This is a genomic window from Zhouia spongiae (assembly GCF_022760175.1).
Lineage (GTDB): Bacteria > Bacteroidota > Bacteroidia > Flavobacteriales > Flavobacteriaceae > Zhouia > Zhouia spongiae.
The window spans coordinates 3,907,271-3,924,648 of record NZ_CP094326.1 but is presented as its reverse complement, the minus strand read 5'-3'; the positions used below and the strand labels follow the sequence as shown (position 1 = coordinate 3,924,648).

General features: G+C 38.1%; 10 protein-coding genes. 6 read left to right on the top strand and 4 right to left on the bottom strand.

The genetic code is table 11. The annotated features are described in order from the left end of the window. Positions 1 to 387: 387 nt before the first annotated feature. From MQE36_RS16395 to thrA, 4 genes are read right to left on the bottom strand one after another with little or no spacing between them, the layout of a single operon-like run. Positions 388 to 1,032, bottom strand: a complete 645-nt coding sequence (locus MQE36_RS16395; protein ID WP_242937051.1) for a peroxiredoxin-like family protein — start codon at positions 1,030 to 1,032, stop codon at positions 388 to 390. Between the two features lie 59 nt (positions 1,033 to 1,091). Next, positions 1,092 to 2,387, bottom strand: a complete 1,296-nt coding sequence (gene thrC, locus MQE36_RS16390) for a threonine synthase (RefSeq protein WP_242937050.1) — start codon at positions 2,385 to 2,387, stop codon at positions 1,092 to 1,094. A gap of 16 nt (positions 2,388 to 2,403) precedes the next feature. Next, positions 2,404 to 3,330, bottom strand: a complete 927-nt coding sequence (locus MQE36_RS16385) for a homoserine kinase (RefSeq protein WP_242937049.1) — start codon at positions 3,328 to 3,330, stop codon at positions 2,404 to 2,406. A 3-nt stretch (positions 3,331 to 3,333) separates the two neighbouring features. Next, complete coding sequence (gene thrA / locus MQE36_RS16380) at positions 3,334 to 5,781, bottom strand: bifunctional aspartate kinase/homoserine dehydrogenase I (protein ID WP_242937048.1); 2,448 nt, start codon at positions 5,779 to 5,781, stop codon at positions 3,334 to 3,336. A gap of 308 nt (positions 5,782 to 6,089) precedes the next feature. Here thrA and MQE36_RS16375 point away from each other — a divergent pair, with 308 nt between their 5' ends. The 6 genes from MQE36_RS16375 to MQE36_RS16350 all read left to right on the top strand — a co-directional run bounded on the left by MQE36_RS16375 (position 6,090) and on the right by MQE36_RS16350 (position 17,354). After that, entirely contained in the window at positions 6,090 to 7,628 is a 1,539-nt protein-coding gene (locus MQE36_RS16375; RefSeq protein ID WP_242937047.1) for an NAD(P)H-hydrate dehydratase, read from the top strand. Positions 7,629 to 7,725: 97 nt separating this feature from the next. After that, on the top strand, positions 7,726 to 8,271 hold the full coding sequence (locus MQE36_RS16370; protein ID WP_242937046.1) for an RNA polymerase sigma factor: 546 nt from the start codon (positions 7,726 to 7,728) through the stop codon (positions 8,269 to 8,271). Positions 8,272 to 8,377: 106 nt separating this feature from the next. After that, complete coding sequence (locus MQE36_RS16365) at positions 8,378 to 9,493, top strand: FecR family protein (protein WP_242937045.1); 1,116 nt, start codon at positions 8,378 to 8,380, stop codon at positions 9,491 to 9,493. A gap of 168 nt (positions 9,494 to 9,661) precedes the next feature. Then, positions 9,662 to 13,066 (top strand): TonB-dependent receptor, encoded by a 3,405-nt coding sequence (locus tag MQE36_RS16360; protein ID WP_242937044.1) that lies wholly within the window; start codon positions 9,662 to 9,664, stop codon positions 13,064 to 13,066. A 13-nt stretch (positions 13,067 to 13,079) separates the two neighbouring features. After that, a complete protein-coding gene (locus MQE36_RS16355; RefSeq protein WP_242937043.1) occupies positions 13,080 to 14,420 on the top strand; it encodes a RagB/SusD family nutrient uptake outer membrane protein in 1,341 nt (446 codons plus the stop codon). A gap of 117 nt (positions 14,421 to 14,537) precedes the next feature. Continuing rightward, complete coding sequence (locus tag MQE36_RS16350) at positions 14,538 to 17,354, top strand: M16 family metallopeptidase (protein ID WP_242937042.1); 2,817 nt, start codon at positions 14,538 to 14,540, stop codon at positions 17,352 to 17,354. Positions 17,355 to 17,378 lie beyond the last annotated feature (24 nt).

The following is a 17,378-nucleotide window of genomic DNA, read 5'->3' as shown; positions in this document are numbered from 1 at the left end:
TCAGGGAAAGATTTGTGTTTTTTTAGTCCGGTGTTTTTTAAGGTTGTTATCAATAAACGAAATTCATTATTAGTATTTTATTAACCTGTGAGTAAACTACCTCGGAGCAATCCCACGAGAGGGCCAAGCATAAAGAAAAGGTCTGGTAGACCTTTTTAGCGATGGAGCCGGCCGGCTTATGGCAAAACATTTCGACACAAGCCCTGTGAAATTCCGTTCAGGAGGATTTCACAAGGGCAAGCGTCGGAGCATTTAAATCTCGATGATCGAGTAAAAGTATTTTTGAACAGATTACAGGATTGAAAATAAAAGCCTATTAAATTAACATATGAAAAGTGGAAAAACAACTACTACGCGGGTAGTGTTTTTAATCTAGTCACGACGAATTTATTTTGGTAAGTGAGCAAGTATTTCGTCTACAGAGGCTCGGTTTCTGTAATCCGGGTCAAATTGCTTGTACACTATTTTACCTGATTGATCAATAATATAGGTAGCAGGTACCGGTAGCACAGCCTCATTTGATGCATTTGTTCCTGCAATGGATGTATTTAATCCTTTTAATACTTTTTGCTGGTAGTTGTCCGTTACCCTGTAGTCTACATCGAAGACTTTCATAATGGTTTCATCCCTATCAGAAACAATGGTAAAGTTCGTTTCGTTCTTTTCAGCAGTTTTATCGATATTATCATAATCCTGTGGAGTGACAGCTATAATCTTAGCTCCCAGTTCTTCAATTTTGTGTGCATCTTTCGCAAATTTGGCCAGATATCTGTTGCATACCGGACACCAGTATCCGCGGTAGAATATGAGAACAACCGGTTGTTTGGAATAGAGGTCTTTTAAAGCGACCTTTTGTCCGTCAGCTAACAACATCATAACATCCGGAGCAAGATCTCCAACGTTCAGACCTGTGGGAACGTCGATGGATTCCATTCCGAATTTGTCGTATTGTATGTTTTGTGCCGGCAAATTGTGGGTGTAGATAGCGAATGCGACAAAAGCAATAACTTTTATGAATATTTCGTTTTTCATGGTTATATTTTTTTGATTACGTTGCTTTTGTCGCTATAGAGTGTATCACATTACAAAAATTAACGATTTAAAAGATACGATTTTAGATCTTCGTAATTATCAACAGCTACACTTACCTTGGACTGATCCATTACTGCGGTTATCTGTTCGGGGATTGGTACTTTAATATGAAGTGTTTCTTCTACGACATCAAGAAACTTGACCGGGTGGGCGGTTTCTAAAAATACCCCAAGATTATTTTGAGCTCCGTTTAGGTGTTTTTTTAGCCCAAGGTACCCCACGGCGCCGTGGGGATCAGCAACATAACCAGATTGTTTATAGATTTTACGCATGGCCTCTTTAGTTTCATTGTCAGTATAACTGGATGAGGAAAACATTGATTTCAATAGCTCTAAATCGTTATCAAACAGGTTTTGGATCCGGATAAAATTACTGGGGTTTCCTACATCCATAGCATTGGAAATAGTTTGCTTAGAGGGTTTGGCTTCATACTTTCCACTTTCTAAATATTTGGGTACCGTATCGTTAATATTAGTGGAGGCTACAAAGTGTTTAACAGGTAAACCGAGTTTATAGGCCATTATACCGGCACAGATATTTCCGAAGTTTCCACTCGGAACTGAAAAAGTAAGTTCTTTATTGAGTTTCTTCAGTTGTTTATAAGCAAAGAAAAAGTAAAACATCTGTGGCAACCATCTGGCTATGTTTATAGAATTTGCCGAGGTCAGGTTTTCACTTATCAGCTCTTCATCTAAAAAAGCCGTTTTTACCATATCCTGGCAGTCATCAAATACACCATTTACTTCCAAAGCGGTAATATTCCGGCGAAGCGTGGTAAGTTGCTTTTCCTGAATATCACTTACTTTTCCACTCGGATAGAGAATCACGACCCTTACGCCGTCGACTCCCAGAAAACCGCTGGCAACGGCGCCACCGGTATCTCCTGATGTAGCTACCAGGACGGTAATATCCCGGTTTTTGTTTTCTTTGTTGAAGTAGCCCAGGCAACGAGCCATAAAACGGGCGCCGACATCTTTGAATGCCATTGTAGGGCCATGAAAAAGTTCTAAAGAATATAAGTTCTCTTCTATCTTTTCGATAGGGAAGTCAAAACATAAAGTCTCCTTTATGATCTGTTTTAATTCTTTTTCCGGAATTTCATCACCTACAAATTGTTTGATGGCCTGATAGGCTATTTCTTCATTAGAATATTGATTAATCGTATCGATGAATTCTTTTGGCAGGGGAGTTATTTTCTCAGGGAAGTATAGTCCTTTATCGGGAGCAAGCCCTTTAATAACAGCTTCTTTAAATGAAACTTTAGGTGCTTTATTGTTTAAACTGTAATAGTTCATGATTATTTACTTACGATTATTGGTTAATTACTTTAATACCTACGGTATTTATTTTTGAAATATGAACGTCGTAGTCTACGCCATAATTGTCGTATATGGAACTCATGACCCCGGCAACCTTGCCGGCAGTCTGCCTGCCTTTACTCAGGGCAAAAACAGAAGGGCCGGATCCGGAAATACCGCTGCCTAACGCCCCCTGTTTAATGCATGCGGCTTTTACTTCGTCAAAACCGGGGATGAGTACGCTTCTTAGTGGCTCAACTATTTCATCGTGTAGGGAGCGTGAAATAAGTCCGTAGTCTTCAGTATATAAACCGCTGATCAACCCTGCCAGATTTCCCCATTGAATAATGGCTTTTTTCAGCGGGACATTTTGTTTTAATACGGAGCGGGAGTCTGCTGTTTTTACTTCAATCTGCGGATGTACCACAGTAGCATATAGTTCAGAGGGGGTGTGGATCTTTACGACATCCAAGGGCTGATAGCTTCTCACAAGGGTAAAGCCTCCGAAAAGGGCCGGCGCTACATTATCGGCATGGGCGGCACCGCTGGCCAGGGCCTCTCCCTGCATAGCAAAGGATACTAGTTCTGTTTTAGAGAACGGGCGTCCTAACAGTTCGTTGATGGCAAAAACTACACCCGCGGCACTTGCTGCACTACTTCCGATACCGCTTCCGGGCTTGATTTTTTTATGAATTTCAATTTCAAAACCGCCTTCAATCTCCATGTTTTTAAGCAGTTCTATAGCGGCTACTCCTGCTACATTTTTTTCAGGGTTTAAAGGAAGGTCCTGACCTGTAATTTTAGAGATTTTTATCCCCGGAGTTTTTGTGGTTCTGACAATCATTTCGTCGCCAATACTATCCAGGCAAAGTCCGAGTACATCGAAACCGCAGGAAACATTTGCTATGGTGGCCGGACAGAATATTTTTATTTCTTTCATGTTCTAGAAGTTTCCTATTCTTATAATGTCGGCAAATATCCCTGAGGCGGTGACATCGGCACCTGCACCGGCTCCTTTGATCAATAAAGGTTGCTCGGCATATCTTTCCGTGTAGAATAAAACAATATTGTCTTTTCCTTCAAGGTTATAGAACGGGTGACCTTCAGGGATTTCCTGTAAACCAACTTTAGCATTTCCATTTTCAAACTGTGCGACATATTTTAATCTGTGACCTTTAGAAGCGGCAGCACGGTATATGGCGTCAAAGTGATCTTTGTTCTTAACTAAAGATTCGAAGAATTCATCAACGGTATCCGTGTTAAGACATTCCTGAGGCAGAAAGGATTCATTTTCTATATCTTCTAATTCCATTACATGGCCGCTTTCCCTTGCCAGGATCAATATTTTCCTCATCACATCAATACCGCTTAGATCTATTTTTGGATCAGGTTCGGTATAACCTTCTTCCTGTGCTTGCTTTACAACAATGTCAAAATGGGTTTGGTCATTAAAGTTATTAAAAACAAAATTTAAGCTTCCTGAAAGTACCGCCTGAATTTTAGTGACTTTATCTCCCGAAGCAATCAGGTTTTTGAGGGTGTCTATGATAGGTAATCCGGCTCCGACGTTCGTTTCAAACAGAAATGGGGCGTTGTATTTTCTCGACAGGTATTTTAGTTGTACATAATTACTGTAAACCGAAGAACTGGCAATTTTATTACATGTCACTACCGACACACTGTTTTTAAGGTAATCACCATAAGTGTTAGCGACCAATTCTGTAGCCGTATTGTCAACGAAAATGCTGTTGCGCAGGTTTAACTCGTTTACTTTGTTTACAAAAGTTTCTATATCCGCTTTTTCTCCGTTATCCAACAGCTCCTGCCATTTTTTTAAACTGATCCCTCCTTCATCGAATACCATTTTTCTGGAGTTTGCCAAGGCTATTACGCGCACATTCAGTTTCATCTGTTCTTTTAAGAACTTTTTTTGTTGCTCTATTTGTTTTAAGAACTTGGCACCTACGTTACCAACTCCCATTACAAATAAGTTTAATTGCCTGATGTTATCTTCGAAGAATTTTTCATGGAGGGTGTTCAATGCTTTCTTTACGTCTTTAAGATCTATCACAGCAGAGATGTTTCTTTCAGATGCTCCTTGTGCAATGGCCCTGATGTTTACATTGTTCATGCCTAAAGAACTGAACATTCTGCCGCTGAGACCCTGGTGACTTTTCATGTTGTCACCTACCAGGGCTACAATGGCCAGGTTGTTTTCTACAATCGACGGTTTTATTTTTCCCAGGGAAATCTCGTAAGCAAAGGCTTCGTTTATAAGATACCCGGCTTTACGGACATCGTCTTGAGAAATACCCAGGCAGATGGAGTGTTCTGATGATGCCTGAGTAATCAAAACCACATTTATTTCTCCAGTTGAAAGTACTTCAAATAATCTTTTTGATATGCCGGGAATGCCAACCATACCACTACCTTCCAGGGAAAGTAATGCGATATTTTCGATGTGACTGATTCCTCTGACGGCACGTTTTGTACCGTTAGAATTTTTGGTAATAAGGGTTCCTTTGGCTTCCGGATCGAAAGTGTTTTTAATATGCATAGGGATTCCTTTAGCCAATACCGGCTGGATGGTTGGAGGGTATAATACTTTGGCACCGAAATGAGAAAGTTCCATGGCTTCCTCATACGAAATTTCACTGATGGCAACGGCCTGTTTTACTAACCTTGGATTTGCTGTATACATTCCGCTTACATCGGTCCATATCTCTAACTTTTGAGCGTTGGTTGCAGCGGCAATTATGGAAGCAGTATAATCAGATCCTCCACGGCCAAGGGTTGTGGAATTCCCGCCTTGTGATGAAGCAACAAACCCCGGTACAACAACAATATCATATGAAACTGTACCAAAATAGGTTTCGCATAGCTGGTTGGTGGTTGGAAAGTCTACGATTCCTTTTCCGAAATTATCATTGGTGATAATAAGAGTTCTTGAATCTTTGTGTACACTGTTGAGTTTTTCAGCTTCAAAATATTCGTTAATGATAAAGGAAGAGAGTAACTCTCCGTAACTTACGATTTTATCGGATAGTTTAGGTGTGGTTTCGCCTATAAGGAAAGCGCCTTCCAGCAAAGTTTCCAAGACATTAAATTCCCTTTTGACAGCGCTTAATACTTTACTTTGAGAAGAAACAGGGATGAGTTCCCTGATGGTGTCAATATGCCTTTTTTCAATTTCCTGGAGCAATTCGGCATATTTTTCGTTTTGATGTGATGCCAGTAATGCTGTTTCGAGAAGCAGATCTGTAACACCGCCCAGGGCAGATACAACCACTGCTATTTTCTGTTCTTTGACGGAGTTTTGAACAATATCTTTGACTCTTTTAATGTTTTCTGCATTAGCTACAGAGGTTCCCCCGAATTTAAGTACTTTCATTTTGTTTGTTTAAAGATAGTTGATTTGTATGGTAATGGTTAGCCGGTTTGATTCTGATTAAAATCAAATAGGGTATACGGTTGATATGTAATAAATGAAGCCCCCTTACGGGGTAATAATTGCTGTAGAAGTGCCAATAGCAGCAATAGCAATTCGACCGGTGCCTGTGCCGGTTGAAATAGTTGCTATGTACTTAAAGTTTGGCATAACTGATTGTTAACTATTCAAAAGTAGTATTTTTACTAGTAGAAACAAATCTTGAGTGAAGAATTATCAAATCGATAATTTTCTTTAATAAATATTGACATATGAAAATTTATACTGCCGAACAGATGTACGCTGCTGACGAATTCACAATTAAAAGCCAGCATATTACCAGTATAGAATTAATGGAGCGTGCTTCAAATCAGGTTTTTAAATGGTTGGATATGCGTTTGCAGCGGCAAAAAGTGAAAATAAAGGTATTAGCAGGGGTGGGGAACAATGGAGGTGATGGCCTGGCAATATCGAGACTTTTAATAGAAAATGGCTATGATGTAACAGTACATGTTGTTAACTTTAGTGATAAACGTTCGAAAGACTTTTTACTAAATCTCGACAGGTTAAAGGAGTTGAAATATTGGCCGGAGACGATTAATAAAGATATGGAATACCCTGAAATCTCATCCGATGAGATTGTGATAGACTGTATTTTTGGAATAGGCTTGAACCGCGCTCCTGAAAACTGGGTAGGAGGATTGATAGATCATATAAATGAATCAAGGGCGTTTGTGTTGTCGGTTGACATACCTTCCGGACTTTATGTAAACAGGGCGCCTGATAATCCCAAGGATGTGATAAGGGCGAGCCATACCTTGACTTTTCAGGTTCCTAAACTTGTGTTTTTTCTACCCGAAACGGGTCGTTATACGAACCAGTGGGAGTTGTTGAATATTGGTTTGGATATGAATTTTCTGGGAAGTATCGATACCGGAATGTATCTTATAGGGAAGCAGGAGGTACTGCCCTTGTATGTTCCGAGGCAAAAGTTTTCTCATAAGGGAGATTATGGCCATGCCCTTATTATAGGCGGGAGCTATGGGAAAATAGGGGCGCCACTGATGGCGTCAGAAGCATGTCTGAACACCGGAGCAGGGTTAGTGACAGCATTTATACCCAAATGCGGATATACTGTTTTTCAAAGCTCATTTCCTGAAGGAATGGTCATTACGGACCGGGAGAATGAATTTATTTCTGAGATAACATATGATACGAGTCCGAATGTAATAGGAGTGGGCCCGGGCATTGGTGTTAATGAAGCAACAATTAAAGCTTTTGCAGGGTTTTTAGAAGGAAATAAGATTCCTTTGGTTATAGATGCTGATGCCCTGAATATCTTATCAAGATCCCCTGAACTTATAAAATATATTCCATCCAAATCTGTATTGACGCCACACCCCAAAGAACTGGAAAGACTAATAGGGGCTTGGAAAGACGATTTTGATAAATTAGAAAAAGTTAAGCGATTTAGTAAAGAAAATGACCTGATAATGGTTGTTAAGGGAGCACATACGATAACAGTTTATCAAGATCAGATTTATGTAAACAGTACGGGTAATCCCGGAATGGCCACAGCAGGAAGCGGCGATGTGCTTACCGGAATGATTACAGGCTTGATAGCTCAGGGATATAACCATTTGAATGCAGCAGTTTTTGGTGTTTATTTACATGGAAAGGCAGGCGATCTCGGAGTGGAAAAGTCAGGTTATCAGGCATTAACTGCTACTACAATCATAGATTTTATTGGTGATGCCTTTCTCGATTTGTTTCAAAAGGAATATCGTGATAATGAACCGGAGAATAACTGAATAAATAAAGAGGAATAATCATTTTTATACAAAAAGATCTATTTGTTTAAGGATTTGTTATTAAAAGTTTAAATTCGTTCCGTTTTTTGAACTTAAAATGTCGATACAAAATAAACTCATAAAAGGGGATATAGGAGCCTTTGAAAAAGTATATAATACTTATTTTCAAAAGGTGTATGGGATTATTTTGAAATATACCCGCGATCAGACATTTGCGGATGATTTACTACAAGATGTTTTTATTAAATTTTGGAATAACCGGTCTAAAATAGCTTCGGATTTAACAATTGAGCATCAGTTATTTGTTTTGACAAGGAGTGTAGTGTTCAATTTTTTGAAAAAATCAGTCAGGGAAAAACAGCTGATGGAAGAGTACAGGGAGATACATCCGGTTGTAAATGGTGCTCGCAATGACGAATTCGAGCAAAAAAAGATACAGAAGCTGAATCAACTTATAGAGGCGCTACCGGAGAAACAGCAAAAAGTCTTTACAATGCATAAGCTGGAGGGATTGAGTTATGAGGAAATTGCGGAACATCTTAATATTTCTAAAAATACCGTGTCTTCCCATATGACGGCAGCGCTAAATCAACTTAAAAAGAGTAACATTTTATTGTTGCAGATTATATTTCTTCTGAATTAGTATTTTCTTGATTAAATCATCTTAAATGTTAAAATTTCATTTTTTTTGAAATTTCACTAGTGATATTCATTTTGTCGGTTGTATACCTAATAGATGAAGTTCATAAATGGAAATAAAAAAGTTAATTGAAAAATTTTTAGAAGATAAATGCAGCAAGGATGAATTAGAGCTTCTTGGGCGTTATCTTAATTCGGGTGAAACCAGCGAGTTTGATCAGGAGTTTTATGAAAAATGGAACCGGCAACAAGATCAGTTTATAAATGATTCTAAGGCTGAGTTCCTTTGGAGAGGTATAAAAGCATCTGTAATTGAAAGCCGCAAATCTTCATTTCAGAGGTATTCTGTTGTATTTAAATATGCAGCTGTTTTACTTGCCTTTGCTGCAACCGGATATTTTATATTGTCGAAATTAAATCGGACGGAAGAATTAGATGATGCCATCACTATAACTTACCAGGATGGTGAAACCAAAAAAATTATCGTTGGCGATAGTACTAATTTATTTGATAAAGAAGGAAAAATTCTGGCACGACAGACAAAAGGGAGAGTAGATTTTTCGGAAAATCAAAATGAAGATGTCCTGGAATTTAGTACAGTAAAAGTTCCTTTAGGAAAAAAGCTGGAGGTGGTTTTACCGGATCAAAGTTTGATATATCTGAACGGCGGAACAGAGTTGAGGTTTCCCAATAGTTTTAAGGGGATGGATAACAGAACGATTTACTTAAGCGGAGAAGCCTATTTCTCTGTTTTCAAAGACCGTAATAAACCCTTTATTGTTTCGGCAGGAGACCTTAAAACCAAAGTTTTCGGAACTGTTTTTAATGTGGATGCTTTTCAAAGTTCGAGTAAGATTGAGGTTGTTTTAGTTGAAGGCAGTGTAGGTTTGTTTGTCGAAGATGAGTCATCTCCTTTGATGATAAAACCAAATCAATTGGCGTCGTATGTATTGAATCAGGATATAACGGTAACTGATGTAAATATTGAAGACCATGTTGCGTGGGTAGACGGGGTTCTTCTTTTTAGAGATGAAAGTTTTAGTGAAATACAAAGAAAACTTGAGAGACACTTTGGACTAACGATTAAAAATTATAATAAGACAATAGAAAACAGACGTTTCTCAGGGCGATTTGAGAAGGAAAGTCTGGAAGAAGTTTTACAGGTAATTCAAGATGTAGCACCTTTTACTTATGAGTATAAAAACCAAACATTAACTATAAAATAAATCGATATGTAATCCTTTTTTTAAAGAAAAAATTCGGGCGATGCGCCAACATCACCCGAAAAACAAATTCAAAAATCGTTCCACCAATTTTTAAATTTTCACTAAAGTATGAAAAAAACTTACTGTGGTCGCACTTTATGTGTGACATCTATAAAACAAAACTTAAAAATGAAGCTTACTTTCGTTTTTCTTCTTGTTGCATTGTTTCAAACTCAGGCAGAATCGCGTTCCGAAAAACGCTTATCATTAAATGTCACCAACCAGACATTGGGTGCTGTATTTAATGAAATTGAAAGGCAGACAGATTATAATTTCTTTTATGATACCAAAGTAATTGACCTGAATGGAAGGGTGGATTTCAAAGTTTCTGATATGCCGGTTACCAAAGCCATTAATAACTTATTAGATCAGGCGGGTATATCTTACAAGATTGTAAATAATCAAATTATAATATCCTCACAGCGTTTGAATCCTCCAAACCAGAAAAAAGAATATGAATATCAGGAGCATATTGTAAAAGGGAAGGTTCTTGATGAGTATGGAACACCATTACCCGGAGCCACAATTATGCAGAAGGGAACCCGTAAGGGCGTTAGTTCTGATTTTAACGGAAATTTCAGCCTTGCTGTCGATGCACCAAAAGTTACCTTATTGGTTAGTTATGTAGGGTATAAAGAAAAAGAAGTAGAAGCTGTATCGGATACACCGGAGGTTATCCGTTTGCAGGCAAGCCTTTCAGATCTTGATGAGGTCGTACTTATCGGTTATGGAAAGGTAAGAAAAGAGGAGGTTACGGGATCTGTCGGAACAGTTTCAATGGAAAATATTAAGAGTATTCCTCCAACCGTAAATCTTGACAACGCTTTACAGGGGCAGGTTTCCGGATTACATGTGTCATCGTCTAACGGTCAGCCGGGAGCAGCTGCGAAAGTGAGGATTCGGGGTACGACTTCTTTATTCGGATCAAATCAACCATTATATGTGATAGACGGAATTCCTGTAGTACCAAACGGAAATATACCTGCCGCAGACAATGCAGCAGGAGGTAGATTGGGAGATGAATTAAACAGCCAGGGATTAAGCACGCCTATAGGGAATATAAGTATAGATAATATTGAGTCTATCAGTGTATTGAAAGATGCCTCGGCGGCGGCTATCTATGGTTCACGAGCAGCTAACGGTGTTATAATCATCACTACCAAACAAGGGATGTTTAACAGTAAACCTGCTTTTGAATTTAATACGACTGTAAGTATGCAGGCTCCTCAGACATTAGATGTTCTCAATGCGGAGCAATTCAGAGATGTATGGACTACCGCGGTAGAAAACAGAGGTTTATCAAATAGTTTTTCGCAATCCGTTCTGGATGGTTCTTACTTCGGGAATGCGAATACGAACTGGGAAGATGAAGTCAGTCCCGGAGCACCTATTGCCACTAATTATTCTTTTTCGGTTTACGGAGGTTCTGAAAACACCCGATATTCAACTTCGTTAAATGTTCTGAGTCACGATGGTGCCTATGAAAACTCTAAGTTTAACAGGTATGCTTATATGTTAAGTCTGGATACTCAATTTAGCGAAAGATTAAAGTTTGGATCTAAAGTTAACTTGTCATTTACCGATCAGTCATCTCCTGATGGGGGGCTAACTCAATTAACCTACAGGTTCAGACCTGATTTACCGGTTTATAATGAAGATGGTACTTATTCAACAAGTCCTACGTATTTTTCAGACAACCCGGTGGCCAGATCAAAAGCAACAAATAACAACAATACTTTTATGTTATTAACCAGTTTGTTTGCAGAATATGAAATTTTAGACGGGTTGACATATAAGCCATTGATAGCAGTAAATTACACTAATGGTAATCAAGATAGTTTTTATCCCGGTTTTACTTTTAGAGGAGGTTGGTGGCCATTCACTGGAGGCGATGGTGACGGTTATGCTCAGGAAAGTACTTCTAATTTTACAAAAACCTTATTTGAAAACACCCTTACTTATCAAAAAATATTCAATGAAGTACATCGATTAAATGTGGTTGCAGGGGCGTCATTTGAACGTAATAAAAACAAATCTCTTAAATCGTGGGGTGAAGGATTTCCGAATAGTGTTTTGACAAATTTATCAAATGCAACCGTCTATACGGACGGGTCATCATATGAATCGGAATTTGGGTTAGTATCCTACTTTACAAGGGTTAACTATGATTTTAGAAATAAATATCTGTTAACCCTTTCCGGTAGGATTGATGGTTCTTCGAAGTTTGCTACAGATAATAAGTATGCATTTTTTCCTGCTGCCGCTGTGGCCTGGCGACTTTCAGAAGAAAATTTCTTAAGTGGAAGTAAAGTTGTTTCCGATCTTAAGTTAAGAGCCAGCGCAGGTCGCACAGGACAACAGGATTTTGGGCCTTATGCATGGAGAACACTTTTTGCTAATGCGAATTATGGAGGTACTCCGGCTATAATAATGGACCAGTTGGGGAATGATCAGCTTAAATGGGAAACGACTGATCAGTTTGACTTAGGTTTGGACTTTACACTCTGGGACGGTAGGGTGTCTGGAACTATGGGGTATTATCTTAAAAACACCAAAGATGCTTTGTTTTCGACTATAACTCCAGGAAGTACAGGTTTTAACCGAACGATTGCAAATATAGCAGATACGAGGAACGAAGGTGTTGAATTTGAAATTCGGGCAGATTTAATCAGAGCAAAGGACTTTAACTGGAATATCAATTTTAATATTAGTAAGAATAAAAATTCTTTAACCAGAATAAATAATGATTTTAAAGACGAAAATGGCTTTTTAACAGGGTTTACTGGTGGCGGATATCTGAAAGAGGGAAGCCCGATAGGTTTAATTTATGGTTATAAATCAGAAGGTATCTTTCAGTCGCAGGAAACAATAGATCAGTTAAATGCAGCTTCTCCAACCGGTGTGTATCAGCATGCTCTTACAAGTCCCGGTGATTTAAGGTTTAAGGATATAACAGGGCCTGATGGTGTGCCGGACGGGCTTGTCAATTTACTGGATAAACAAGTTATAGGCGATGCCCAACCTGAACTTTTTGGTGGTTTTACCAATACGTTTAGTTATAAAGGGTTTAGTTTGTCTGCGTTTTTTACTTATTCTTTTGGAAATGATTTGAATGCTTTTACGTTGGCACAAGACACAAATTTTGCAAGTACATATGTAGGAGAAAATAAGACAACTTCTGTATTAGATGCGTGGAGTCCTGAAAACACCTCTTCTACTATTCCAAGGATAGTTTATACCGATCCTAATGATAATGATCGTATTTCGAGTCATTATGTTTACGATGCTTCTTATATAAGGCTTAGGACCCTGAATATAAGTTATAATCTACCTGCTGAGGTTATTGAAAAAATAGGATTTATAGATGATCTTACCTTGTTCTGTTCAGGACAGAATTTGTTAACAATTACTGATTATCCCGGAGCAGATCCGGAAGCCACGAATTTATTTAATAATGATCTGAGCGCAGGTCGTGACATAAATAGATTTCCTATAAGTAAGGTGTTTACTACCGGGTTAAGAATTAAATTTTAAAATCACCCAGATTATGAAAAAAATATTTATTTATATAGTTTCGTTACCGTTTGTATTAATGTCGTGTGAACTCACAGATGTTTTAGATAATAACCCTCCTGATAACTTGGTGCCGGAAAACGTAGTGAATAATCAAAAGGATGCGGAAGCATTATTGAATGGGGTTTATACTACCATTACTTCCAGAACGACACCAGCATATTATATGTTTACCGAGCTAATTCCCAGTGGTATGATTGGTACGATGAGTTCTGTTGGAGGAGGCAGAAATATAGAGTTTACCACTAACGATGTGCAGTACGACAATTCTGAAGTTCAAAACCTGTGGACCAGCTTTTACAGGGTTATTGATATGGCTAATACTTCTATAAAGTTAACATCGGAATTAGAAGACTCTGAATTCACAGGGAATAAAAAGGCTGAAATTCTAGGGGAAGCTCATTACCTAAGAGCAATGGCAACTTTTGATGCATTACGTTATTATGGTCAGTTTTATGATTTGTCAAGTGAATTAGGTGTAGTATTACGAGAGGAGCCTGTTAATTTTGTGACTCGTAACAAAGCAAGAAGTAATGTGCAGGAATGTTATGATTTTATTATAAATGATCTGATGTATGCCATTGATAATGCCCCTGATTTTTCGGTTACCTACAGGGGTTCAAAAACATCAGCAAAGGCTTTATTAGCAAAGGTAATGTTCTTTAAGGGTGATTATTCTGAAGCAATACAATTAGTCGATGCGGTAGTGGCAGAGGGAAATAGAAGTCTCGAAAGCACTTTTGCCGATGTTTTTGATAAGGGATTAAATTCTTCTGAAATGCTCTTTATGACTCACAGGGATGTTAACTCTGATACCGAGGATAATAACAGGAAACGGTTTTATCCCGGAAAAGCGGGTACGACCTGGTATGCTGATTTGATGGATGCTGATCCGAGAAAAGCTTCAAGTTACAACGGAACAACTATTTTAAAGGTAAATCATTTAGATACATTTAGGCCGACGTATTTTATGAGACTGGCGGAATTATACTTAATAAAGGCAGAGGCCTTATTGAGGAGTGGAGCCGGTGTTGAACAGGCTAAAGAACCTTTAGATATCATTAGAGAAAGAGCCGGACTAGAGGAGACCACTGCTGGTACTTTGGATGAACTAAGCCAGGAAATTTTTGAGGAGATAATAAGGGAGTTGGCTTTTGAGAACGGTAGCGATTGGTTTGCAGCGATACGTTTTGATAAGGCGAAAGACTTACAGCCTACAATTATATCGGAGCATCAATATATTCTTCCCATTCCGGAAGAAGAAATAATCGGCAATAGCCAGATTAATCCTGCGGATCAAAACCCGGGATATTAATAATACCCGGTATAAAATCATAGACATGATTTTTTAATTCTTTCAAGTATTTAAGGGGCTGATTTACTCAGTCCCTATAATTCATATTGTTTAAAATATACCTAAATCAATAGTTACATGGTACATAGATTAATATTTACAATATTGTTGTTATGCACAATAACAATGTATGCTCAGGATACTAAAGTATACAATAAGGGAGAGTCAATTCCTCTCGATAAAACTGTTTTAACGGGGAAACTAGATAATGGGCTGACTTATTTTATAAAAGAGAATACCAAGCCTTCGGATAAGGCACAATTAAGGTTAGTAGTTAAAGCCGGATCGCTTCAAGAGGAGGAGGATCAGCAAGGATTGGCCCATTTTGTAGAGCATATGGCTTTTAACGGGACTAAAAACTTTGAAAAAAACAGCCTGATCGATTATCTGGAAAAGCTGGGAGTGCAGTTTGGAGCCGATTTAAATGCGCATACAGCTTTTCACGAAACGGTTTACAAGCTATCCGTCCCGACTAATAATGAAGAGCTTTTTGATCAGAGTTTTTTGATTCTAAGAGATTGGGCAGACGGAATTGTATTTGATAAGAAAGAAGTTGATGCTGAGCGAGGAATAATTCTGGCAGAGCAGCGGGAACGCAATAGCGTGGCCAGAAGGTTATATTTTAACTCTTTGCCTGAATTGAGCAATCATTCCAGATATTCTAAACGTTTTCCGGGAGGTAAAAAGGAGATTATTGAAAATTTCAAGTATAAAGAATTAGAGCGTTATTACAAAGACTGGTACAGGCCGGACTTAATGGGAGTGATCGTAGTTGGAGACTTTAATGCAGAGGATGTAGAACGGAAAATAAAAAGTCATTTCTCGAGTATGAAGCTTCCTAAAAAAGCGTATGGAAAATTAAATTATGAAATTCCCGAGCAATCAGAAATGAAGGTAATTAAACTTCGTGATAAAGAGGCTACTGAGGTGAATTTTGCACTTTATTATAAGAATAAAGCGAAGGAGCTTAAGAATCATGAAGATTTTAGAAAACATATTATAGAAAAATTATATTGGATAATGTTAAAAGACCGATTGGCTGAAAAGGAATTGGAATTAAATACCCCTTTCTTATCAACAAAGGCGGGAATCGGAACTTTCTTAGGAGATACAGACAATTATTTTATCAAAGCAACCCTTAAAGACGATATGATTAACAAGGGAATAACAGCTGCGCTTGAAGAAAATTTCCGAGTTAAACAGCATGGATTTACCATGAGTGAACTTGAAAGAGCCAAGTTGTATTTGTTGAATTATATGAAGTTTGTTGCATCTGAAGAGGACAAAATTCCTTCAAAGCATTACGTAGATGAATTCACCAAATATTTTAGTACAGGAAAGATTGCTCCCGGAAAAGTGTATGCATATGAGTTCTATAATGATGTGCTTCCGGGTATAAATTTAGAGGAGGTGAATTCAATTGCACACGAATGGATTAAAGAAAAAAATATGGTGCTTGTACTAACCGGTTCGGAGAAAGCAGAATTCCCAGCAGATGCTTGGTTGAAACAGGAAGTTAGTAAAACAGCAAGTTCAAAGTTAGATGCTTATCACGATTCGCTTGCTGATAAAAAGATAATGGAAGGTAAACCATTGCCCGGTAAAATTATAGAGACTAATTACATCTCAAAAATTGGAACAACAATATGGACTCTTTCCAATGGTGTTAAAGTGATTGCACGTCCAAGTACATTGCAGAATGGTATTGTAGAAATGAGTGGATTCAGAGAAGGAGGGAGTTCTGTTGTAGATGATCGTATGTTTTTGTCAGCTGTACATGCAGGTGATATTATAGGTAGAAGTGGCTTTAATAATATCTCTGACATGGATATAGAAAAGTTGAATATGGGGAAGGTCGTATCGGTAACACCTCGTATTAATTATTATGATGATTTGATGTCGGGAGAATGTACCAATCCAAATATGGAAACAATGCTTCAGATGGTATATATGTATATGACGAAGCCAAACAAGGATAAAGCTGTTTTTCAGCGGGCAAAATCAAAATTACTTTTAAGTGATAAACGAAGAAAAAACAATGCTAATTCTATTTACTACGACAGAATCTCCAAGATTATGACTCAGGGCCACTTAAGAGGAGGGGGAGTCGATTCAGAAAAAATTAACAGTGCGTTGAGTCTAGATGAAGCATTTGAGTTTTATAAGCATAGGTTTTCGTCGGCCAGTGGCTTTACTTTCATTTTTACCGGAAATTTTGAGTTGAATACATTAAAAGATTTAGTAACAGATTATCTGGCAAGCTTACCAGTAAATAAGGATGTTCATGTAGGATGGAAGGACATAGGTCTACGACGTGTAAAGGGTAGGGTTAAAGAGGTCGTTTACGCAGGAGAGGAAGAAAAAAGTACTGTGAATCTGCGCTATACCGGTGAATTAGATTTTTCTCTTGAAGAACAATACAAATTATCGACTTTAGGTAAAGCATTGAAGTTAAAATTAACAGAAGAGTTACGCGAGAAAATGTCAGGAGTTTACGGGGTTAAAGCTTCAGGTTTTTCAACTTATGTGCCGTATGAGTGGTATCGGATGAATGTTGAGTTTTCGTGCCACCCTGATGATGTGGAACCTCTTATTGAGGCTACCAATCGTATTATAGAAACTATTAAACGAGACGGGATAGGTGAAAGCGAGCTGGCCAAGATTAAGAAAGCGGATTTGGCAAATCATCGAGATGGATTAAAGTATGATGCTTATTGGACCTATAAAATGAGGGATTTGTATAAAAATAAGCTTCCGTTGGAGGAGATACTGAATATCCCCGATTTAGTTAATTCAGTAACAAAAGAAGAATTAAAAGAATTGGCAAACAGGTATTTTGACAATTCCAATTATGCAGAATTTATTTTATTACCTGAATCGTATAAGGAGAAATAACAGTTTAAAAAAAGCCGCATTAGC

Excerpts from the sequence above, each read along its gene's own strand:
- MQE36_RS16395 (WP_242937051.1), bottom strand. The coding sequence starts at position 1,032 with ATGAAAAACGAAATATTCATAAAAGTTATTGCTTTTGTCGCATTCGCT.
- thrC (WP_242937050.1), bottom strand. The coding sequence starts at position 2,387 with ATGAACTATTACAGTTTAAACAATAAAGCACCTAAAGTTTCATTTAAA.
- MQE36_RS16385 (WP_242937049.1), bottom strand. The coding sequence starts at position 3,330 with ATGAAAGAAATAAAAATATTCTGTCCGGCCACCATAGCAAATGTTTCC.
- thrA (WP_242937048.1), bottom strand. The coding sequence starts at position 5,781 with ATGAAAGTACTTAAATTCGGGGGAACCTCTGTAGCTAATGCAGAAAAC.
- MQE36_RS16375 (WP_242937047.1), top strand. The coding sequence starts at position 6,090 with ATGAAAATTTATACTGCCGAACAGATGTACGCTGCTGACGAATTCACA.
- MQE36_RS16370 (WP_242937046.1), top strand. The coding sequence starts at position 7,726 with ATGTCGATACAAAATAAACTCATAAAAGGGGATATAGGAGCCTTTGAA.
- MQE36_RS16365 (WP_242937045.1), top strand. The coding sequence starts at position 8,378 with ATGGAAATAAAAAAGTTAATTGAAAAATTTTTAGAAGATAAATGCAGC.
- MQE36_RS16360 (WP_242937044.1), top strand. The coding sequence starts at position 9,662 with ATGAAGCTTACTTTCGTTTTTCTTCTTGTTGCATTGTTTCAAACTCAG.
- MQE36_RS16355 (WP_242937043.1), top strand. The coding sequence starts at position 13,080 with ATGAAAAAAATATTTATTTATATAGTTTCGTTACCGTTTGTATTAATG.
- MQE36_RS16350 (WP_242937042.1), top strand. The coding sequence starts at position 14,538 with ATGGTACATAGATTAATATTTACAATATTGTTGTTATGCACAATAACA.